6 protein-coding genes are annotated in these 23,007 nt (G+C 69.1%); 1 reads left to right on the forward strand and 5 read right to left on the reverse strand.

The features are described 5' to 3' along the window. Window positions 1-23: 23 nt before the first annotated feature. From G6O69_RS19170 to G6O69_RS19185, 4 genes are all read right to left on the reverse strand, one after another. Window positions 24-7,457, reverse strand: coding sequence for a SpvB/TcaC N-terminal domain-containing protein (locus G6O69_RS19170; protein ID WP_172304959.1), 7,434 nt, complete (start codon window positions 7,455-7,457; stop codon window positions 24-26). A gap of 13 nt (window positions 7,458-7,470) precedes the next feature. Beyond that, complete coding sequence (locus tag G6O69_RS19175) at window positions 7,471-16,392, reverse strand: neuraminidase-like domain-containing protein (RefSeq protein ID WP_172304961.1); 8,922 nt, start codon at window positions 16,390-16,392, stop codon at window positions 7,471-7,473. Window positions 16,393-16,874: 482 nt separating this feature from the next. Continuing rightward, window positions 16,875-19,478 (reverse strand): MXAN_6230/SCO0854 family RING domain-containing protein, encoded by a 2,604-nt coding sequence (locus G6O69_RS19180; RefSeq protein ID WP_172304962.1) that lies wholly within the window; start codon window positions 19,476-19,478, stop codon window positions 16,875-16,877. Window positions 19,479-19,577: 99 nt separating this feature from the next. Next, window positions 19,578-19,850, reverse strand: a complete 273-nt coding sequence (locus G6O69_RS19185) for a hypothetical protein (RefSeq protein ID WP_172304964.1) — start codon at window positions 19,848-19,850, stop codon at window positions 19,578-19,580. A 103-nt stretch (window positions 19,851-19,953) separates the two neighbouring features. Here G6O69_RS19185 and G6O69_RS19190 point away from each other — a divergent pair, with 103 nt between their 5' ends. Next, a complete protein-coding gene (locus G6O69_RS19190) occupies window positions 19,954-21,369 on the forward strand; it encodes a hypothetical protein (protein ID WP_172304966.1) in 1,416 nt (471 codons plus the stop codon). A 30-nt stretch (window positions 21,370-21,399) separates the two neighbouring features. Here G6O69_RS19190 and G6O69_RS19195 read toward each other — a convergent pair whose 3' ends face one another. Next, a complete protein-coding gene (locus G6O69_RS19195) occupies window positions 21,400-22,983 on the reverse strand; it encodes a sodium/proline symporter (RefSeq protein ID WP_217909868.1) in 1,584 nt (527 codons plus the stop codon). Window positions 22,984-23,007: the final 24 nt, after the last annotated feature.

Below are 23,007 nucleotides of genomic sequence, written 5' to 3' on the forward strand. Positions count from 1 at the left end.
TCTCCGGTGCTGATCGTAGGCATCTAGAATCCAATCCTGATTATCCGTGCTTGGCTGGCCGAGGGCAAGGCATCCACATATGCCGCTACCGCCGCTTTTTGAGCAGATGTGAAGCCAGTCAGGTCAATGGCGGTAAAGTCGTTCGATTTGAGGAGGTGATGGTCGATGGACTTGAAGAACTGCTTCTCGTTCCAGAACTTTGATGCTGCTGGTCGTCCAAGTGCGTCGTAGCTGCGACCCAGGTCGTCTATGTATTCCGCGCCCTCGTGCGGGCTCTCCTTTAGCCTACGGCCAAGTTGATTGCTGAGCCGTTCACCGGTAGCGAGTTCGTCGGGATGAAGTCGGGTTGCCCCCTCGATTGGTCCTCCCCCCCCTGCGGCAGACGAAGCACTGTTACCCCTGTTAGCTTGGGCGCCCTCACCATCGGGGAGCGTGCTCTTCTTGGGGGCGTCTGGGGCAGGAGTCGTCTTGCGGACAGAACTCTTTGCGAGATCCCCGCTGGCGTCAATGACATCGTCGCCGAGACGAGCCGCGAAAGCAAAATTCCCGATGAGGCCAATGCCCGGAAGGGTTGAGAACATTGAAAGACCGAATCCAGACTCGTCTCCTCGTTTGGCAGAGATGTTGGCGTTTACGACGTCGAGTAGTATTGCGACTGGCTCGCCGACGCCTGTAAATTCGACTGCGACTGAGGTTATGTCGATTTTGATCTGGAGAAGGTCAAGTTCGTTGTTTTTTGCATCTGTGCTCGCCCTCATCAGTGACATCATGTTGTTGGCGCTCGTAATGCCTGGAGCTTCGTTGATTTCTTGTTTTGTTTGTGCTTCGAATTGCCTGAGTTTGCCGAGAGTAATGTCTTGCTCGTGCAAGTCGATCTGGGCTTGTTCCGCGGTCCGGAAATCTCCTATGGATACTGCCTGTGCAATATTTTGCTCGATGCGATGGCGAGTAGACTCTGCTTGACGGATCTGATTTTGGAATTGAGTGAGTTTTTCCGCGGGGGTCTGGCAGCCTTCCAGATCCGAGAGTGAGACTGGCGAGGAGGTTGCGTACTGATAGCGGTTGGGGCCCGAGGAGAGGCCGATGGGATCTGCAGCCGTCCATCGCCCGAGCCAAGGCGCGTAGTAGCGGGCCGTGTGATAGGCGAGCCCCGTCTCCTCGTCGCGCTCCATGCCGGTATAGCGGTAGCGCTTGGGGCTGACGTCGATGGCAGCGTCGAGGGCACGGTAGGCGCTTGTCCCGTAGGGGTGGTACTCCTCGTAGGAGATGACCTGGCCGGCACGGGTGAGCTCGATGGCCGCAGAGCCGAGGTGGTTGCCGAGCTGGTAGCGCCAGATGGGGAGGGGGTCTTGGATGGTGGCGCCGTCGGAGACGGTCTTGGTCTCGATGAGGCAGATGCGGCCTGTGCCGTCGCTGACGTGGAGGGACTCGCGCTCGAGGTCGAGGTCTCCGTTGACGCGCTTGCGGTAGAGTTCGAAGGGGCCGAGGTAGATGCGCTCTTCGGAGGTGGCGCCGGCGTGCTGGGTGTACTTGCGGGCGCGGCTGCCTCCTGCGTATTGGAAGTGGACGGTGGTGGTGCCGGCGGTGGCCTGCTCGAGCTGGTCGTCGTGGTTCCACACCATCGCGGCCAGGTGCGGCATGGTGGTCATGCTGCCGTGGGCGTCGTGGGTGTAGACGTCCTGAGCGTCGCCTGGGGCGGAGGTGGCGAGCAGGCGGTTGCCGTCTTCGGCGTACTGGTAGCGGCGCGTCCAGCCGGTGCCGGCGCTGGGGAGGTGTTGGACGGCGAGGATGTTTCCGACGACGTCGTAGGTGTAGCGCTGGGTGTAGCGCCGCATTGCCGACGGGTCCGTCGTCATCGGCTGCGGGCCGACGGGGAGCTGGTCGTGGGTGCGCTGGGCGGTGCCGTCGCTGGCGTGCTCACGGCCGGTGGCTTCGATGAGGCGGTAGAGGGCGTCGTAGGTGTAGCTGTTGGCGGCCTGGACGACGGTGTTCTGAAAGTAGAGGGTCTGCTGGGCGGCGTCGCGGACGTCGGTGATGTTGCCGGCGGGGTCGTAGTGGTAGTGGAGCGACTGGAGCAGGGCCTGGTCGCTGGCGCGCGTGGTGGTCAGGCGCTGTAGACGAAAGGTGAGGGGGTCGTAGGTGTAGGCGGTGGTCGAGGTGGGGGCATCGATGGGGCCGTGGGTGATGGACTGGCGCTGGCCCTTGGCGTCGTAGGCGATGTCGCCGACGATGGTGTCGAGGGAGTCGGCGCCGCGGTGGCGCAGAGTCACGCGCTGTAGGTTGCCGCCTTGGTCGTAGCCGTAGGTGACCTCGCTGCCGTCTGGGGAGAGGGCGGTGAGGGTGCGGCCGAGGGCGTCGCGGGTGCTGCTGGCCGAGAAGACCTCGGCGTCGAGCAGTGGGGCGGCGGCGGTGGCCATGGCGGGAATTGTACTGATGCCGAGCAGCGGGCTCCAGTCGGGTTGAGAGGTTTTTTGGGAGACGAGCTGGCGCTGCTCGGAGGTGGGGTGGCCTTTGAAGTCGAAGGCGTCGGTGGTGGCCACGCCGGCGCCGTCGTAGGCTCGGTAGACATGGGTGCGGTGGTTGGTGAGGGTGGGCGTGTCGAGCTGCTCGCCGTAGAGAATGCGGGTCAGGAGCTTTTCGGGGCCGCCGGCGACGCTGACGGTACGGTCTGTGGGCCGGCGCAGGGCGTCGTAGGAGAAGGAAAAGCGCTGGTCTCGGCTGTCCCAGACGCGCATGGGCTGGCCGAGGGCGTTGCGCAGGTGCCAACGGTCTCCGGCGTCGACGCTGGTCACGCGCAGCGACTGACCCAGCATGCCGTAGGTGCGGGCTTCGGCTGTGTTACCGCGGGCGTCGATGAGGGCGAGGACCTTGCCTTGGATGTCGAGGACGCTGCGGGTCTCGATGTACTCGTCTTCGTTGGCGGTGGTCTTGTTGTGGGCGACGCTCAAAAATGGGCGGCCGAGGGTGTCGAGGTGGACGAGGCTGGGCGTGTTGGCGTGGGCGGCCGCGAGCTGGGCGGCGCGCTTTTCCTCGAGCAGGCCAGCGTCGCTGCCGGCGTAGTCGATGCGCTGGGAAAACCAGGCGCTGTCGAGGACGGTGTCGTTGGGGTCGAAGCTGGTCTGCTGCCAGGGGTCAAACTCGACATACGAGAACGTCCCGTTCGGGAGATCGGTTCGGATCAGGCGGCCGAGCGGATCGTAGTGGTTGAGGGCGGTGACGCCCTGCTCGACGAGCTCGGCTTCGTCTTCGTAGTCGGGGGTGCTGGAAAAGTAGGGCTCGTAGGCCTTGAGGGGGTTGCCCTTGTTGTCGCGGATGACCCGGCCGTTGCCCACCCAGCGCAGGTCGGGGCTGGTGTCTTGCATGACGAGCTGGCCCTCGCCGTCGAGGACGAGCTGGCCGTTTTGGTCGCGCTGCGGCGCGAGTCCGGGGCGGGCTTGGGCCTTGGTCATGACGACGGCGCCTGCACCTGAAAAGTAGGTGCGCTGCTCGAGCCAGCGGGTGCTCGGGTCTTGGTGGGTCTCGCGGGCCCTCGACTTGGCCCAGTTGGGTTTTCCTGTGGTGACCCAGGAAAAGAGGTCGTACTCGAAGGTGGCGGTGGGGTCCTCGAGGGTGTCGCCGTCGCTGTCGCCTGCCTTGCCCATCACGGCGCTGGCGATGACGAAGCCGCGGACGTCGAAGGCGACCTGGCTGCGGTTGCCGTTGGGGTCTGTGAGCTGCCAGGGCGCGAGCAGGCGGTAGTCGTGGGCGGCGGTGAGGGTGTTGCCGAGCGGGTCCGTGCTGCTGAGGGTCAGCAGGGCGTGGGCGTCGTAGGTGGTGGTGTAGACGTTTTCAAAGGGATCTTCGACGGCGGTGATCTGAAAGAACTTGTCTGGGGCGTAGGTGGGGTGGCCGCTGCGAAGCCACCAGTCGCCTTCTTGGTGCAGGTAGCCGCCTTCGGTCTCGAGCTCGGTGTCGGAGGGGGCGCCGGTGAGCGAGGAGAAGACTGCTTGGCGCTGGGCCTCGGTCATGGCCAAGGTCTGGGTCTCATGGACCAGGGCCTTGCTCTCGACGGTGCCGTGGGCCAGCGGGGCCGAGAGGTCATCGGCGAGGTAGAGCGTGCGACTGCGACCGAGCAGGCGCTTTTCCAGGGCGCCGACGCCGGTGGGCGCAGCGGTGGGGGCGATGGCGACGGCCGTGTCGGCGGCGTCGCGCAGGGCCTGCCAGGAGAAGGCGGCGGCGCCGTCGAGGGCCAAGCCGTGCAGCTCGTAGCTGCGCGACTCGACCGGGACGGCGAGGCGCAGGGCGGCATCGAGGTCGTCGAGGTGCACGACGGCGGCCTCGCTCAGGGTGACGTGCAGGGCGGCCTGCTCTGCATGGGCCGGGCTGCGCCGCGGGTAGACGACTTCGGCCCCGCGCAGCACGGTGCCGTAGTCGTCGACCTCGAGCACGAAGCCGTGAGCGAGCCGCGGGTCATCGACGTCGCGTTCGTAGTGAACGCTGAGGGTCTCGCGGCCGTGGGTTTGGTAGACGCCGTTGCGGTTGGGGCCGGCCGGCTGAAGCTGCCGCACGGCGAAGTTGGCCTCGCTGACGGTGTAGGGGATGGGCTCGAGCGCGGAGCCGTCGAGGGCGTAGACCTCGGTGCGCAAGCTGGAGCCGGCGAGGGCGCGCAGGGCTTCGCGGCGCTCGGGGCCGCTGAGATCCGCGGGCAGGGCGGTGTCGGGGAGCACGAAGGCGTCGGCGTCACCTCGCCAGTACTCGTCGGCGAAGGCGGTGGAGATGCGCGCGCGCTCGATGAAGGCGCCGGTGTGAAACCACTGCTTGGTGTGGACGGGGGGCTGGTGGAGGTTGTGCTCGACGGTGTCGAACTGGTCGAAGGTGAACAGGCCGTCGTGGGTGAAGTCGTCGAAGGACTCCGTGTCCCAGGTCTCGACCATGCCGAAGCCCCGGAACTCGCGCTCCTGACCGTCGAAGCAGCCGTGGTGGTAGGCGTAGCGCTGGACGAAGCGCTGGCGGGCGACGTGATCGATGGCCTCGACGCGCTCGATGACGTGGACGGGGAAGGGGAGCTTGGTGGCCCAGGGCTGTCCGGCTCGCGCGTCGGCGAGGTAGAACTTGGTGGAGGGGGCGTAGGCGATCCTGGTCTCGGCGCCCATGTTGTTGCGGGAGGCGACGAGGAGGTGGGGCTTTTGGGCGCCCATGAGGTCGATGTAGCGCAGGCGAGGGCCGCGGCCGGCGGGGAGGGCCGAGGACCACAGGAGGCAAGCGGTGCCCGAGCCCCGGAGGTCCACGACCTCGGCCCAGTCGACGCTGCGCATGCCGGGGAAGCGCTCGATGGGCTCGGCGGGGGCGAAGGCGTTGCCGGCGAGGTTGCGGTGCAAGGAGGCGCCGCGCTCGTGGAGGTAGAGCAGATCCGTGGTGCCGGAGCCGTCGACGTCGGCGAAGCGCAGGCGGGCCGGGTCAAAGAGGTCGCGGGGGCAAAAGGGCGCGAGGCCTGGCATGCGCAGCATGGGGCCGAAGCGGCCGTGGCCGGTGTTGGGCCAGTAGGCGAGCTCGCCGTCGCGGACGCGGACGATGTCGAGGAGGCCGTCGCCGGTCATGTCGGCGAGCTGGATCGCGGCGCGGGCGTCGAGGAAGAGCAAGACGGGCTTGCTGCGCTCGTCACGAGGGTTTGGGAGGCGGCGGGGGGCGTCGAAGCCCTCGGGGCCCTTGCTGCGATACCACGCGAAGTGATCGCCGCGATCGAGGAGGAGGTCGGGGAAGCCGTCGCCGCTGAGGTCGACGAGCTGGAGCCCGGGGTCGCTCCAGTCGATGTTGGGGATGGCGGAGAAGCGACGGAAGTTGGTCCAGCCCTCGTTGGCGACGCGCTTGAAGAAGCCGGGGGTGGGGGCGACGAAGTGGACGAGCTCCTTGCAGCCGTCGCCGTCGAGGTCGATGAGCTGGGCGCCGGCGAAGCCGGCGGTGGTCGGCTGGGCGGGGAGGGCGACCATGGGCCCAAACTGACCGTCGCCGAGGCCACGCTTGAAGTACCAGTGGCCGGCCTGCTCGGAGATCACGCCGGGGAGGCCCTCGCCGTCGAGGTCGACGAGGCGGTGCAGGCGACCGTCGATGCCGGCGGGGAGGTTTTGGAGCGTGGCGGGGTCGTCGAGCTCGTGGAGGGTGGGATCGAGGGAGGCCTGGCTGTAGTCGAACTCGAGGGTGGGGAGCTGCGCCAGGTCGTAGTTGCCGGTCTGCTCGTCGCGCAGGTAGCTGCGCTGAATGACGCCGACGAGGCGGGTGAGGGCCGGGTCTTCGTCGTGGACGAAGTCGGTGGAGGCGACGAGGGTGGGCGCTGGGCCGAGCTCGTCGAAGTGATGGAACATGAGCACGCGACGGCACAGCCGACGGGTGCGCAGCTCGAAGCCGGCGCGGTAGGTGGAGAAGGTGTCGAGGCGGACGGGCCAGGGGCGCGCGGGGGTGTTGGTGAGCTCGGGCGTGTCGTACTCGCCGTAGTCGAGGACGAGCTCGAACAGCCAGTCGCCCGCTTGAAAGGGCGTGGTGTTGCCGTAGTAGATGCGCTCGAGGTAGCGCTGACTCTGGACGAGGGTCTGCTCCAGGCGGGGGCGCTCGGCGGGGGTGCCCTGGTCGACGCCGGCGAGGTCCTCTTGCTTGTACTGATAGACGATGATGTTGCCGCGGTCGTCGTGGCTCTCCTCGAGCAGCCACGAGAACACCCGCGCGCTGTCGAGGGGATCCGCGATCCGGGCGGCGCTGGTCTTGCCAAACACGCTGGTGACGTTGGCGGGGCTGATGGTCCGCCAGTGGGTCTCGCCGGTGGTCAGCGAGGTCCAGCGCTCGATCCGGGAGAAGCCGCCCTCGACGCGGGGGTGAAAGCGGTGGATGCGGTGGCCGTCGCGCGTCTGCTCCCAGGCCTCGCCCTGGTCGTCGAGGGCGTGCACGAGGTCCTCGACGCCGGCGAGGATGAAGGTGTCGCGCTGGCTGAGGTCGGGGTGCTCGTCGCGGTACTCGGGCAGGCCCTTTTCGGTCTTGCGAGAGATCGCGGGGACGCCCAAGAGCCAGCCGAGGCCGAAGGGGCCGTTGCCCTGGCCGGAGCCGTAGCGCAGGGCGAGCTCGGGGCCAAAGCCGCCGCGCCCCGGGGAGCAGGCGATCGGCACGGACATGGAGCCGCTGCCGGTGAAGGGGTTGGCGGAGAACTTCTCTCCGATGCTGCGCAGGGCGCCGCCGCCCGTGGGCAGGCTGATCGCGGGGGAGAAGCTGGCGGTGGGCGACTGGCCCTCGCCGGCGTTGGCCTGATCCCCGTAGGGCGAGCGCAGGCTGTCGGCGAAGGGGTTTTGATCGTCCTTGGACTGCGGGCCAGCGCCCGGGGCGTCGCGCCCCGGGGTGAGGCCGGCGTTGAAGGGCTGGCTGGGTTGGGGGCCGTGGATCGGGAGGGAGGGGCCGGCCGTCATGCCGGGGCCGCGTTGCTTGCTGTCGTCGGTCATCGCGGGCTCCTGCTCAGTTGGCGGCGAGGGTGTAGCGGACGAAGACGAGCAGCCCCGCGACCTTGTCGCGGTCGAGCCACTGGTCGTCGGTGTCGAGGAGCTCGGCTGGGCCGGCGCCCGCGTTCACGGACCACGTCCAGGTCGCGGGCTGTTCCCCCGAGAGCTCGCCGGTGCTGCCCACGTAGTGGCTGCCCTCGCTGGCGGTCATCGACAGCGCCTCGGGGTCGAGGTCGAGGGCGGCGTCGAAGGGGGACTGGGCGTCGACGCCCTCCTGGGCGAGGAGGGCGAAGTCGACGCCGACGACCTCGAGGCCGCGGCGCTGGGCGAAGTAGGGGAAGTGCGCGAGCGAGAGGGGCAGGCGCATGTCCTGGCTTGTCGCTCCCTCGTCGGGGGAGAGCAGGCGCTCCCAGTCGTTGGGGAAGGCCTCGTGGGCGACGATCAGCTGGGTGAGGGTCTGACCGTCGACGGCGGCGTCGAGGCGCTCGGCCAGCGAGTCCTCGGCGGCGGTGCGCAGGGCGTCGCCGCCGTCGCGGGCGGTGTAGTCGACGTGGATCACCACGTCGGCGATGCTGCGGTAGTCGAACTGGCGCAGCTGCTGAGGCAGGCGCAGGGTCCAGCTGCTCACGGCCCCGGCGTACTCGAAGGGCAGGTAGCGCTCGTCTCGGAAGTCGAGGTTGAACAGCCCGGCGTCGGCGACGGCGGTGCTGGTGGCGATGGCCTCGCCCCCGCCGTAGCCGCGCTCGAAGCGGCCATCGACGGCTTCGTCTGCGTAGTCGCTGCCTGGAGCGGGGCTGATCCGCGTGCGGTGCTCGACGAGCTCGAGGCGGGCGCCCAAGCTGGTGTAGGGGCCGACGACGGCGGGGATCGAGACCCGCATGGCCCGGATGCGGCGCAGGTAGTGGCCCGGGTGATCGAGGTCGAAGAGCGGCTCGGGCAGGGCGAAGCTGCACGCGCCGGTCTCTTGCAGGTCGCGCAGGGCCTGGGGCGAGAGCGCGGCCAAGGACACGCTCTTGCGCAGCTCGAACTCGCGGCGGTCACGATCCATGTAGGCGAGGTCGAGGCGCTCGAGGTCGTGGGCGAGGCGCTCCCCGGCGAGCAGGCCGCGGCGCAGGCTGTCCCAGTAGCCGTACTTGATGATCGGCTCCCCGGCGGGGATCGCCAGCTCGCGGCGGTAGGCTCGCTCGGCCCGCTTGGCGAGGTCGAAGGCGAGCTGGTGGGTCTGGAAGTAGAGCGTCGACAGCTGCCCGGTCATCCAGTCGTAGAGCTCGCGGTTGCTGAACTTCTCGCGCATGGTCGTGTCGAGCTCGCGGGTCTGCTCGACCTGGAGATCGTGGTTGGCGAGCTCCTGACTCGAGATCTGGATTCGCAGCTGGGCGGCGAGGATGTCGTGATCGAGGCGGGCGAGCTCCATGTCGGCTTGGTCGCGCTGGTGCTCCCAGTCCTCCCGGCGGCGCCTGAAGCTGGCCTGCTGCAGGGCCTTGTTGGCGTAAAAGTCGTGACCTGCCGCAATGGTCTGGTGGATGCTCGCCAGCGCGGAGAACACGTTGGCCAGGTGCTGGCCGCCAAAGCTCGACACGGGAGGGAGGCCGAATTCGAATTGCGGGATGATGGCGAGCATCGCCCCCGTGTTGGACATCTCACCGGCGACCTTGCGAGCCTTGTGTGCGTCCATGGCGAGGTCGAAGTGCCTCTTCTCGTGTTCGGAGAGTGAGTCTGACTCGCTTTCGGCGGCCAACGTGTCGTAGTGACTGCGCCGCTGCTCGACGGTGGCGCGGGCGGCCTGCAAGGACGCGAGCTGGCGCTGCGCCTCCTCGAGTTGCTGGGCGCGGATGTCTCGCACGCGATCCAGGAGCTCGATCTCGTGGTCGCTGCGCAGGCGAGCCATGGCCTCGCCGTCGCGGCGCTCGATGGCCGAGAGCAGCGCGCCGCCGAGCGAGCGCAGCGAGGCGCAAAAGCCCACGGCGCGGCCATGTACGGCGCGGAAGCGGTAGGGTGGGAGGCCCGAGTCGAGCTCGGCGAGCACGGACTGGATGTCGACGCCAGCGGCGGTGGCTCGCACCAGCATGCCGGGGTCGATGGGCGGCTCGAAGAGCGCGAGGCTGCGGGTCACGCCCTCGATGTTCTGGCAGTGGCGGATCTTCCACAGCCGGTCCTCGACGAGGTCCCAGTACTTCAGCAGCTCGGGGTTGGGCGGGTAGCAAAAGTACCAGGTCCGCGAGATCACGGGCACGCGCACCCAGGGGTCCGAGCTCGCCTGGGTCGTGGACGAGGCGCAGCCGAGCTTCTTGGCCGTGCCGGCCGGCAGGTGAGCGTAGCTCTCGAGCTCGACGAGCGCGTTGGAGAAGGCGTCGAGGCCCCCCGCCTCGAGCTCGGCGTAGCTGTGCGCGATGCTCGAGTCGGGCCCGGGGACGGCCTGGGGCCGCGGCCCCAGCAGCTGGGCGACGAGCACGTAGAGCATCGTGGCCTCGTTGATCGACTCGATGCTGTCGCGGCGAAACAGGGTGTCGGCCCAGGCGATCAGGTTGTCGAAGTACTTGCGCAGCAAGGTGCGCTGGTAGACGCCAGGCCGGATCCGGGCGACGGCGTGGGGGTCGAAGGGGTTTTGAGCCCACACGGCGACCTGCTCGGCGAAGTCGGCCACGGCCTGCTCTTGCTCGGCCGCGCTGACGCCGATGCCGAGCATGACCTCGAGCTGGTCTTTGGCCAGGCTCCCCGCTTGCGCGACGAAGGGCTTGATCCGCCAAAAGCGCGCGTTGCTCTCGTCGCCCTCCACGGGCTCGATGGGGTTGAACACCCGGTGGTGCCAGCGCTGGGCGTCCTCGAAGCGCTGCTCGGTCGTCAGCTTGGCGGCGATCAGCATCGGGACGTGGAAGAAGAGCTCCCAGTTGTAGACGCCGTAGGGGCTGTCGTAGCCGAAGTCGAAGTCATCGAGGGGCGCGGTCTCGGGGTCGACCAGCGAGGTGTTGAGATCGAGGGTGTCGGCGCCATGAGGGTCGAAGCTGCCCTGCTGGCGAAACAGGTCGTCGTCGGCCTTTGGACTGTAGAGACCGTCGATCCCCCGGGTGGCCAGGCGCTCGACCATGGTCCGCGAGTAGGGGTGGAAGAGCGAGACCAGGCGCAGGCCGTAGGAGGCGGGCTTGGTCGACTCGGCGCTCTTTTGGCCGGAGCCGCCCAGGGGGATGGTCGAGGCGCGCGCGGTGGCCTGGGCCTCGCCGAGCAGGTCGGTGGCCTGCCAGCTCGCGGGGTTGTAGGCGCTGCTCGAGACCTCGCTGAGGCCCTCGATCACGCCCGGGATGCCGGCAGACCAGGCCGTCGCCTCGCTCAGGCGATCCTGGAGCTTTTGAGTCTGAGCCAGCGACGAGCTGACGCTCAGGCGCTCGGTGGTGCCCGCTTCGGGGCACAGCCAGAAGTTGTCGACGACGGTCGCGCCCGCGACGTAGGGGTTGACGGAGCCGCTCTCTTCGGCGGCGGCTTGCTGTTCGTAGCGGGGGTAGGGCTCGAGCAGGTACTTGCGGACGGCGTCGTCGTAGGCCGCGGGGGTGGTGACCAGCTCGCCCGTGGTGTCCCAGATGTCGGGGTGGTGGATCAGCGCGGGGGCATTATCTGTGGATGAGCGGCCGTCGAAGAGCTGCTCATTCCAGTCTCCCTGGCAGAACCACGTTCCTCCAACGATGTTCATGTTGATGACTGTCTTCGTGTCCTGGTCGGTGTAGTAGGTGTTCTGGTAGCGTTGCCCTTCGATGCCGTATCCTGGTTGGAGACCGATGATGGACTTGTCGAGGGTGTAGGCGAGCGAGTTGCCCTGCGTCAGCTTTGGAAGGCTATTGAACCGAGAGCCAAGGTAGTCGAATCCCCGGCTGGCTGGCTCGAAGCGGAACGCGTCGGTTACGTAAATGGGCGACGCGGGGTTCCAAAAGATTACCACTGCGATTCGTATGTCAGCCTCGAGGTTCCAGATCTGTAGCTTGTAGTTTGTTTCGTTGTGTATGGTGCTATGTTCGTGGCCGGGATCGGAGAGCTGAATGGGGCTCCATCCGTCGTCCGTGCGCTCTACGTGGCTGATGCGGAAGGATAAGTATTGGGCACTGTTTTTGACGCTGTTTTGCTTTGTCAGCCAAAACAGGTGCACCCGTCGTTCGCGGACCACGATCGTCACAGCCTCACCGCTGATCTGACTCGGCACCTCCTCCCAGGGCGACCACGCCCCAGCCTGGCTGCGCTTGCGCACGAACCACTTGTGGGGCGTGGCCGCGCTGCGCCCGAGCAGCCACAGGTCTCCCCACTTGCGGTCCTCGTAGAGCCCCGCGATCTCCAGCTTCGACACGCGGTCGAGGCCCTCGAGGTAGGTGACCAGCGCCTTCTCGACCCGCTTCTCGTCGAGGATACCCTGCATCAAGGAGGCCTCGAGGGTCTCGAAGGCCGGGCTCTTGTCGCTGCGCAGCTCGGGCTCGATCCAGTTCTCGGGGTAGAGGAAGACCTTGCGGTTGGCCTCCCAGACCCGGTAGTTCTTCATCCACTCCCAGCGCGCGACGGCCTCGCTGCCGAGGGTGACGCTGTTGTCCTCGAGGCCGAGGAGCACGCGCTGGATGAAGAGCTGGACGGAGCTGATCGCCTGCTTGATGCGCGAGGTCAGCATGCAGGGGCTCATCTCGACGTCGATCAACAGCTCCGCGAACAGGGCGTCGCGGTCGGCGAGGTCCTGGCGCTGCGCGAGCACGGCGTCGACGAGGGCGTCGCGCTGGCGCGAGCGGATCTCGTCGCGCAGGGGAGCGGCGACGCGCTGCCACTGGGCGTCGTCGTACTTGGCCCGGACGGCGGCGATGACCGCGGTCGCGGTCTGAGCGCTCGGGGTCGCCTCGGTCCAGCCCATGGCGACCTCTGGGCTCACGCCCAGGCGCGCGGCGATCTCGGCGACCTCGCGCAGGTGAACGAGGGCTTGCTCGTCCTCGAGGTCGGCGACCTCGCTGTAGCCCAAGGACGCGGCCACATTGGCGAGGGCGCTCGCGTCCCACTCGGGCTCCTCGGCGAAGCGCGCGACGGCCTCGTCGAGGGACGCGGCCGCGAGCAGCTGCGCGTGGGTCAGCTCATCCGCGGGGAAGACCTCGCGCAAGCTCAGGGCCGCGTGCAGGCGGGCGAAGGACTCGAAGCTCGCGTCGGCCTCACCCTCGACCGCGGGCAGGCCGTCGAGGTCCAGCCACGCGCCGCGGCCCGAGTACCACTCGAGCTCGTCGGCGCCCAGCTCCAGGGCGAGGCAGGCCGCCGCGGCTTTGGCCAGCTTGGTCCAGCCGACGAAGTGTTCGACGTGCTCGGCAGGATCGATGCCGGCGATGATCTGGGCCTCGCTGGCCAGGGGCACCAAGAGCAGGTCGCCGAGGAGGGCGGCGCCGTCTTGCTGCTGATGGAGCAGGCCGAAGGCGAGGGCGTCGGCGAGCTCGGCCGAGACCTCGAAGCGCGCGGACAGGTTGTCGATGATGAGGGCGCGCCGGCGCTGGTAGCTGACGATCTGGCTCAGGAGCCAGGTGCGGCGGCTGGGGACGTCGGTGAGGCGATCTTCACCCTCGTCGATCAGCGCGGCCTTGGCCTGCGCCGCGTCCATGTAGGCCGCGAGGTGGTCGTCGATGCGCTGGTGTTGCTCGGCCGTAGTCAGGGCGCTGTCGAGATCGACGATCTCGAGCAGCTCGGCGAGGGCGACGTCATCGACCAGGGCGCCGAGGTTGGTGCGCAGGGCGTCGAGGCTGGTGTCGGTGAGGGTGGCGGTCTCGTCCAGGATCGTCTGCAGACCGCGCGCGAGGGTGACCAGCTCGCGGGCGCTCTGGTCCTCGTCGAAGGGGGGCTCGCCGCGATCGCGCAGCAGCCAGTCGAGCTCGTCGATGTCCAGGCCGCTGTCTCGGATGCGCTCGACGGCGGCGATGAAGCGCCGGGTGTCGGCTGGGCTGGCGAAGGGGTCGATCCCCGTCAGGCCAGCCTCGGCGCCGGCGAGGGTCAGGAAGTCCTCGATGCTCAGGCGCAGGGCCCGGGCCAGGGTCGCGCAGGCGAAGAGCCTGGTGAGGTTGGCGAAGGCGAGGCTGTCGTCGGCGAGGCTCGAGGCGACCAGGCGCTGATAGTCGGCCTCGCTGACGCGCAGGCCCGCGAGCACCGCGGGCAGGTGCTCCTCGTCGCTCAGCGAGAGGTTCAGGGACTCGCCGAGGAGCGCGTCGCCGGCGGGATCGAGGTACTGGGAGACCGCGTGGCCCTTGGGTCGAAAGCGGCGGTCGTAGAGCGAGCGCGGCCCGTCGGCGTAGGCCCTTGGATCGATCACGGCGCTCCAGAAGCTGGCGAGCTCGTCCCAGGGCAGGCGCAGCTCGGCCTGGAGGGCGACGATCCCGGCCAGGCCGGTGAGCGCGTCGGCGTCGAGGGTCCCGCCGAGGGCGTCGACCAGGAGCAGGTTGAGCATCCGCGCGGGGATCTGGCAGCCGCGCTGGAGGCGGGTGAAGCGGTGCAGCCGCTCGAGCTGCGCCTCGTCCAGGAAGGCGATGCTCGCGTCCGTCAGCGCGCAGCTCTCGGACCACTGGAAGGCCACGTTGCCGTCGGGATCGATGAAGTCGAAGGTCAGCAGCTCGCGCAGCTCGTCGAGGCTGTAGCCGCCGCGACGCAGGAGCTCGCCGACGTCACCCTCGGCGCTGTCGGTGCCGTTGAGGACGCCGACCCAATTGGCGTCGGCTGGCGCCGGCGCGAAGCCCCAGCACTCGCGCGCCTCGGCCGAGTGCGCCCCCGTGACCAGCTCGACCTCGGCGGCGGACAGGCCCAGGCCCTCGCCGGCCCTGGCCTGGGTGAGCGCGGCGTCGGGGCTGAGCGGGGTGTAGATCCGCATGAGCTCGGCGCGCGGGACCCCGAGGTGCTCGAGGTAGGTCCGGGCCTCGATGGCGGACAGGGAGAAGGGCAGGCTCCAGGGGTGGACCAGGCTCGCGGGCGCGCCGAGATAGACGCTGTCGTCGAGGTGCTCGGGGTGGGCGCGGAGCTCCTCGGCGGACCAGGTCGTCTGCTTGGCGCTCTCGCCCAGGCCCCCCGCGAGGGTCGCTTCGAGGACCTCGTTGACCAGATCGATGTAGGGCAGCGTGGTGTTGGTGTTGTCGCAGTCGAGCAGGACGTGGCGAAGATCCGGGCGGCGCAGGCTCAGGGCCTCGAGGGCGTTGTCGGCGATGCTCGAGGGCCGCGACTGGAGGTAGTGGAGCAGGTCCGCCAGGTAGGCGGCGGGGCTGAACACCGAGCGGCAGTGCTCGCAGGCGCAGTAGTCGAGGTTGCCGAGGATCGTGGCGAGCTGGGCCAGGCCGCCTTCGGCGTCCTCGAAGGCGTCGGCGCCGGGCATGGCGACGGGCGTGAAGTCGGCCTGGGTCTTGGCCAGGGCGAGCTGCGAGGCCATGGCCACGGTCGCGCCGTGCACGGCCGAGGCCCTGTCCCAGACCGCGCCGGCGAGGGCCTCGGCGCTGTGAATGTCCTCGGGCATCTGCGCGCCGAAGTCCGCGACGAACTCCTCGCGGGTGCGGCCGACGACCTGGGCCGCCGAGCGCACCCCACCGTCGAGCAGGGCCTTGGTCGTGGCGTAGCGGCCGATCCGCGGCGTGAGGCGATAGACCCGCTGGACCCGGGCGAGGTTGCTGCGCGCGGCCTCGAGGTCCTCGCTGGCCACGCCCTGCCAGGGGTCGGCGGCCTGGTCGAGGTAGTTGGCGATGGTCGAGCGCTCGATGTCGAAGTCGGGGTTTTGAGCGAGGAAGGTGACGACGTGAGCGGTGCCCGCGGGCGCGCTGGTGTCGGCCTCGTCGCGGGCGATGCTGTGGCGCAACACGGCCGTGGGGTAGGCGTCCTCGGTGAGGTGGTTGAGGGCGCGGGCGTAGGCCTGACGCTGTGCGCTCGCGTCGGCGCCGGGCAGGCTCTCGGGCGCCGCGATCTCGCGGTTGACCAGGAAGTCGTGCCAGTCGCTCTCGCTCCACGCCGCGAGGTCACGCAAGGAGGAGAGGCTGCCGGCGCTGCGCTCGGCCTGGAGCCCCTCGAGGGCCTCGACGTGGTCGCCCACGAAGGCGGCGGCGCGGATCGTGAATTGGAAGGTGGCCACGCGCGTCGCGTCGAGGCTCGCCTCCAGATCGGTCCAAAACTGGGAGATGGAGCCCGTGCGTGCGACCCATAGCTCGTTGAAGGTGCGCTGGTCGGCCTCGGACAGCCCCGCGGTGTCAAAGCGCGTGCGCTGATTGACGACACCCTCGGTGGTGCGGGTGAGCGCGGCCTCGACGAGCAGCTCGCGCATCGCGTCGAGCTCTTGCGCGACCCGAGCGTCGAGCTCGGCGGCGGTCCCCGTGCCGGGCGCGGTGATGGTCATGCGCGCCCAGCCCAGGCGAAGCGCGCGCTCCCAGGCGGCCTCTCCCGCGCGCAAGAGCCCGGGCAGATCGGCGGGCAGACCCCCCTGAAGGAAGGCGTAGCAGCTGCTCGCCTCCACGCTGCGCTGATCCGCCAGGCGGTGGGCCTGGATGTAGTTGCCGAGCTGGGTGGGGAGCACGTCTGCCCGCCGGGCGAGCCACTCGATGCGGTCGATGGGCAAGTCGACGATGGCGCTGCCCTCGAGCAAAGGAGTGACTCTGCCGGCGATGCGCTCCCACTCGCTCTGCCCGCGGTAGCTGCCCTCGCCGAGGATCAGGTCGACGACGGCGCCGCCTTCGAGGTCGCTGAGCAGCGCCGAGTCGACGCTTGTCTCGCCGTCTTCGGCGCGGACGAAGAGGTCCCAGGGCGTCGCGGGGGCCTCGGTCTCCTCCCAAGTGAGCACATATCGACCCTCGGTCCCGGTGGTCGTCGTGGCCTTCGTGGTGTCGGATGAGATGCTGACACGCTCGAAGACGGTGACGGAGACGCCCGCCTGGGGGGCGCCGGTGATGGAGAGGATACGGCCGGAGATGGTGTATTGGGACATTGGGTGGAGATATCCTGTCGCACGGCGCTCAGCTGGCCGTGTGGAGGGGAAATATAGTGGCTCACCGGCAATGAGTGCCCGGTAGACGACAACGGTGAAGGAGGGCGCCGGTGAGCCGAAGTGGAGAACAACGTAGCAGTGAACGGATGCGTGCTCCACTAGAAAATATGATGAAAATGGTGAGGTTGCGTGTGCAAGAAAATATGACTGGTTTGCTGCTTTCAAGCACGCACGCTCGGTTGGGTGTAATTGGGATATGTTGATTTTAGTATATGAATAAAAGACGCACTCGAGGGCAGCTGGCGAGCCCTCGAGTGCGTCGGGTGTGTCCGGGTTGTTGGTGTGTTGGCGAGGCCCGAGTGACAGGCCTCAGTAGAGAAGATGGAACTCGAGCTGATCTGATCACTCGAGCGGCTGTGAGTGATGTCACTGACCTGGCCGGTCTCACTTCGGGACTCGCTCAAAAGCCCACGAAGGCCCGCTCAGAGCAGATCAGCAGCTGCGAGGGTCGGGCTGAGCTGCTCACTAAATAGCGCGTAGACGCTGCTGCCCTCCGCCAACTCGAGGTCACCACGGTGAAGCAAGGCCAGAGCCGGCGCCTCGGTGAGAGCGTGCCCGGCCTCTGGCGTGGGCTGGGCCGTGTCCGCCTGGAGCCGGGCGAGGAAGGCCTGGGCGGACTCGTCGGCCTGGCGCCTGTAGACCCGCAGCCCACCCGGTCCACGCAAGACGACGCAGTCGCAGCGCGCTGCTGCGTGGAGCAACGCGAGGCGGCGCATGTCGAGGCGGACGCCGCTGGCGAAGTACTCGATGGTCTCCGGGCAGATCGTGGTGATCTTCTTGTTCGAGCTGTCCACGTTGTTCATGGCCAGCTGGCCACGGGCGTAGACGTCGAGCCAGTGCAGCTCGTCGCGCTCGAGGTCGACGCACAGGGGCATGTAGATGCCGTTTTCGCCCTGGAGATTGAAGCGCAGGGCGACGCTGCGTGGATCGAAGTGGTGGCCGCCGGGGTCGTCGCGGAGCATCAGGCCGGCGAAGCCGCGCTCGAGCTGGGAGAAGGGCTCGCCCGCGTAGGCGTTGACGACCATGACGGCGTAACGGATCCCGGCCGCGCGTGCGGCTTCGCGGTCGAGGTCGACGAATTCGCTGGCGCCCTCGGGGTAGGGGGCCGAGGTGAAGTCGCCGGAGCTGCGCGCGATGTTGCGTCGCTGGTGATCGAAGCTCAGCTGGTAGTAGGAGCAGACGCCGACGTAGGTCCAGCTGGCGTCGTAGAAGGCGACGGAGAGGTCGATGTCGGTGGTCCGCCCGCGCTGGGGCTCGCACCAGTGCAAGAACAGGCGGATCAGCTTGCCCGGAGGGACGGCGACTCGGGAGCCGCGGGGGAGGTTGATCGCGGCTGGTGAGGCGGTGCGCTCGTTGAAGGGGGCGATGATCTCGGCGAGGGCGTCGTCGACCACGCCGAGGGCGAAGCGGGGACGCTCGGCGAAGCGGCGCAGGAGCTCGCTCGTGACTGGTTCGTGGGCGGCGACGATGCTCGCCTGATGCAGAGGCTGGCGCTCGTCGGGGGCGGTCACGCCGAGGGCGAGCTTCCCCTTGGGCCAGAACATCCGCCGCGCGGCCGGCTGGGCGCGGGTGGGGAGCAAGGCGTAGAGGGTCAGGAGCAGTGGCGTGGAGTAGGCGCGGATGGCCGCGGTGAAGTTGGTGAGGACCTCGGCGCGGGCTTTGGGGTCGTCGCCGGCGATCCGCAGCAGGAGGTCGAGGCGCCGGGCGTACTCGCCGGGGCGCTGGCGCAGGAGCTCGACCATGGCGTGGCTGTCGGCGGCCGCGGTGGCGCGCTCGACTTGGCTGTAGAAGCCGTGAAAGGGCGCGGCCGGGGTGCCGTCGGGGCTGCGCTTGCGGACGACGCGAAAGGCCCGGGCGACCTTGGGGAAGCGCTTGGCGTACTCGCCGGGGTGGAGAAATTCGCCGACCCACACCCAGTAGGAGCGGTGGCGGAGCATGTCTTCGATCAGCGTGTCGCCGTCGAAGCGCTCGAGGTGGCCGAGCAGCGCGCGGCGAGTGGCGCGGCCGAGCTTGGCCATGGGGAAGCGCTTGACGACGCGGAAGTTGGTGGTGGTGATGAAGCTTCGCTCGCCGTGGGCTTTGGCGGCCTCGCGCTGCTGGGGCGTGAGCTGCTGCCACCAGGAGGTGTCGGCGTAGCGGGTCTCGACCTTGTCGCAGATCGTGGCGCCCTGGAGCGCGGGGTCGGCCCCCGAGGCCGCGGCGATCAGCCGCAGTAGGTCGGTGGCCGTGCGCAGGTGAGGACGGGCGACGGTCAGGACGCGCTCGGCGGGCAGGCGCAGCAGGGCGCCGCCAAAGATCTGCGCGACGTTCTCGCGCAGGGGGATCTCGGCGGGGAGCCAGTCGAAGATGCGCTCGCCGTATTCTTCGACGAGGGTCGTGAGGGCTATCTCGTCGTCGGGGTTGAGGGCCTGGGGGCGGGCGCAGAGCGCTTCGAAGAGCGCGCGGGCGGCTGCGTCGAGGTCCTCGCCGAGGTCGAGGCGTTTGAAGCGGACGCGCTCTGTGGGCGCCTCGCGGGCTTCGTCGGGCTGGAAGAAGGGGGAGCTGCGGTCGACCTTGTGGTTGCAGATCGGGCAGGCCGAGTAGTTGGCGCCGTCGTAGCAGCGATCACAGACGACGTGCTCGCAGGGCCGAAGCACGTGGGTGCTGCCCTGGGCGCCGCAGTGCAGGCAGGGCTGGTCCGGGGCCTGAAAAAAGTGGCTGAGCACGCGGCGAAACCACAGCGCTTGGGTGTCTTCGGGCACGTCCTGGGGGAAGCGCCGAAACAGCGGGGTGTGGATCTGGTTGCTGCCGAGGGCCTCGTGCAGCGCCTGCGTGGTCCAGTCGCGCAGCTCGCCGAGCTGGGCCGTGGACAGGCGCTCGAGGGCGAGGCGGAGCTTGGTGGAGCCGGCGTAGCCGAGCTTGGCGAGCTCGAGCAGGACAGCGCCGATGGCGTTGGCGCTCCCTGGCGACGACCGAGGGTCGGGCTCGGGCAAGAAGACCAGCCCGCGCCGCGTCAGCAGCAACTTGGAGATCCGCTGGGTCTGCATGCCGGGAGAGCGCAGAGAAGCGGCAGGAAATCGCCCGAGCTGAATTCAGAGGGTTAGAAGGAAGCCCAGGCTTGGCCTGCCGCGGGCCAATCTATCACGTCAAGGCACGCCGCGCTCGACTCGATCCTCGGCCTGGTTGGCCTTCTCGAAGATCTTGTCGTTGCGCCGCTGCATCTTGGCTTCGGCGCCCTCGATCTCTTGCTTGGCGCCCTCGAGCTGGCGCCCCGGGGCGGTGCGGGCCTCTCCACCTTGGAGCACGCTCTTGCCCTCGTCGATCTTGGCGGGCGGCGACGGGGTCTTGTCGTCGCAGGCGGCGAGGGCGAGGGCGAAGCTGGCGAGGACGAGGACGTTGGGCAGGGAGCGCGTGGACATGGGGCGATCTCATCACGGCGCTGCGTGGGGGTAAAGCCGGGGAGTTGGGCCGCTCGCGCGGCCTCGGGGCCGAGCTGGGCCGAGCTGGGCTAAGCTGGCAGCGATGCGCGGGGCCTCGCTGCTGATCTCGTTTTGGTTGGGCTCGTCGATCGCTTGCGGCGGGCGGGAGCTCGGGGACGCCGAGGGCGGCGCCAAGCCGGCGAGTGCCGCGGCGCGCGGTGATGATGACGCGGTGCAGACCGAGCGGCCGGGTGAGGCCGAGCCGCGCGACGCGGTCGAGCAGCCGGACGAGGTCGAGCAGTCGGGCGCGCGAGAGCAGGTGGTGGAGGCGATGGCCTCGCCCGAGGGCCCGCCGATCTCGGGCGAGCTCGGAGACGCGTCGAGCCAGGCCTGCCGCTCGGCCATGGCGCGCCTCGCCGAGCTCGAGGGGCTGCGCCGCAAGTCCGAGGCCAGGGGGACCCGGGTCTCGGGGGAGGCCGTCTTTGCGCTGTGGACCAAGGCCGATCGCCACGGCGAGTCGCTGCGCGAGTGGGTGGCCGCGGCGGATCTGCGCCTGGGTCGGGTCCCGACGCGCGGCGACGGTCGCGACGTGGTGCTGATCGGCCAGGCGCTCGAGCAGCTGCGCACGAACGAAGACGACGGGGTCGCGGCGCGGGCCCTCGTCGACGTGATCACGCAGCTGCGCGAGGTCGCGTTCCTCGACCATCGCCGCCTGCTGGCGGAGGTGAGCGAGTCTCAGGAGCGCGGCGATGGGCTCGGCGCGCGCCTCGGCGGGCAGTGGGACGAGGCGTGGTGCCTGTGGTCGGGGGCGGTCGCGCCGCTCGCCGAGCACCTCGACGCGGCGGACGAGGACGCGGTGGACGAGGGCGCGGGCTGGGAGGGCTGGTCGGCCCTCGTCACCGATGCCTTTGCATCTGGGCGCGCGGGGATCCACGACGACGGCCAGGACCCCGCGAAGACCAGGCCCGCGCGGCGGATCATCGACGCGGCTGGCGAGGCGGTGGTCCTGCGGCGGGTCCTGGAGCTCGCGGCGCTGGGGGCCGAGCAGCCCGCGGGGCCGCTGGAGGCGGCGATGCTCCTCGATCTGCTCTCGGCCCCGATGTCGGGGACGAAGCGCAGCGGCCGGACCCTGGCCGAGATGCAGCGCATGCTCTACGGGGATCCGGCGCAGGTCGAGGTCGCGAGGATCGAGCGCGGCCTGGCGCAGACCTTTGCGGTGCTCGCCCGCGCGGGCTGTGACGAGGCGGTGGACCGCGGCACGCTCGGCGACCCCGCGGGGATCGCCAGCGCGTGGGAGGGGCTGATCTATGCGCGGGCGCTGCTCCCCGGCATGCGCGCGGCCCTGGGCGAGGCGGGCTTCGACGCGGCGGCCTATCTGGACAGCTGGGCGACCTATCGCAGGGCCGTGGAGGACGGGGACTCGACGCGGGCGGCGGCCGTCGCCGAGGCGCTCGTGCGCTGGAATTGTGCCTACCGAGAGGCGCTGGGCGAGGTGAGCTGCGCGGCCGATCCGGGCTGACTCGGCCGCGCTTCGGCGCGAGCGGTGGGCTCAACGAGCGGCCTCGTCGAGCTCCGCCTCGACCGCGGCGAGGGCCTCGCGTCCGCGGGGGTCGAGGGCGCTGACGATCACGCCGACGAGGGTCGAGCAGAGCACCGAGGGCGGGAGCTCGCTGAGCGTGGCGATGGTCTGACCGATCGCCCCGAGCTCTGGGACGACGAAGGTGAACAGGGGGACGGCGAGGAAGCCGGAGAGCATCGCGGCCAGGGCCCCGCGCCGGGTCATGCCCTTCCAGAAGATCGACAGCACGATCACCGGGCAGAAGGTCGCGGCGATCCCCGACCAGCCGAAGATCACGTACCAAAACACCGACTGGCCGTCGCTCACCCAGGCCACGCAAAAGGCGATCGCCAGGGCGAGGAGGGCGAGGACCACGGTCACGCGCCGGCTCAGGGGCACGAGGTCTTCGTCGCGCAGCAGGGGGTTGCGGACTTTTTGATGGACGTCGCGGACCACGGCGCTGGCGGCGAGCACGAGCAGGGAGTCGACCGTGGACATGATCGCCGAGAGCACGATGGCGATGAACAGGCCGACGAGGGCCAGGGGGAGCACGGCTTCGACGAGCTGAGGGAGCACGTCCTCGCCGGCGTGGCCGAGGATGGCCTCGACGCTCTGGCCGGGATCCGTGAGCAGGTGGCGGCCGACGAGGCCGGTGAGCACGGCCCCGGCGTCGGCGAGCAAGGTCCAGGTGATCGCCACGAAGGCGCCCTTTTTGAGCTCGTCTTCGCTGCGCAGGGCCAAGAAGCGCACGAAGATCTGCGGGGAGCCCAAAAAGCCGACGCCGATGGTGACGAGGCCGATCACGCTGAACACCGCGCCCAGGCTCCAGCCATCGGCCTCCCCCGAGGGGCTGAGCAGGGCAGGGTCGATGGCCGCGAGCTCGGTGGTCATCGGTCCGAGGCGGCCGGCGAGGCTCAGGGCGTAGAGCGGGAGGCCGACGAGGCCAAAGAACATCAGCAGGCCCTGGAAGACGTCGGACCAGACCACGGCCACGAAGCCGCCGCTGACGATGTAGACCAAGACGACGGCGAAGCCGACGAGGGCGCCGACGTAGTAGTTCCAGCCCAGGAAGCCCGCGAAGGCCGCACCGGTCGCGTGGATCTGGGCGCTGACGTAGATCGTGACGAACACGGCCAAGGTGCCGGCGGCGACGCGGCGCAGGCGCTGGCCGCCGCCCCGCTCGCCTGAACCATCCTCGCCCGGGCCGTCGTGAAAGCGCGACTCGAGGTAGTCGGGGATCGTCAGCGAGTCGTAGCGATCCGTCAGCCGCTTGAAGCGACGCGCGAGGACCAGCCAGGCGATGGCCACGCCGAGGACCTCGCCGAGCACGACCCAAAACGCCTTGACCCCCACGAAGGCGCCCATGCCCGTGAGCCCGAGGAGCAGCCAGGCTGATTCACCGGTCGCGCGGGCAGAAAAAGCGACGGCGAAGAAGCCCAGCTGCTTGCCGCCGGCGAAGTAGTCCCGCATGTCCTGCATGCGCCGCGAGGCCAGCGCGCCGATGACCAAAAGCGCGCCGAGATAGAGCGCGACGCCGCCCAGCTTGAAGGCGGTCTCGAAAGCAGGGCTGTTCATTGGCCCCTCACGCTATCACGCAGG

Source organism: Pseudenhygromyxa sp. WMMC2535, assembly GCF_011083025.2.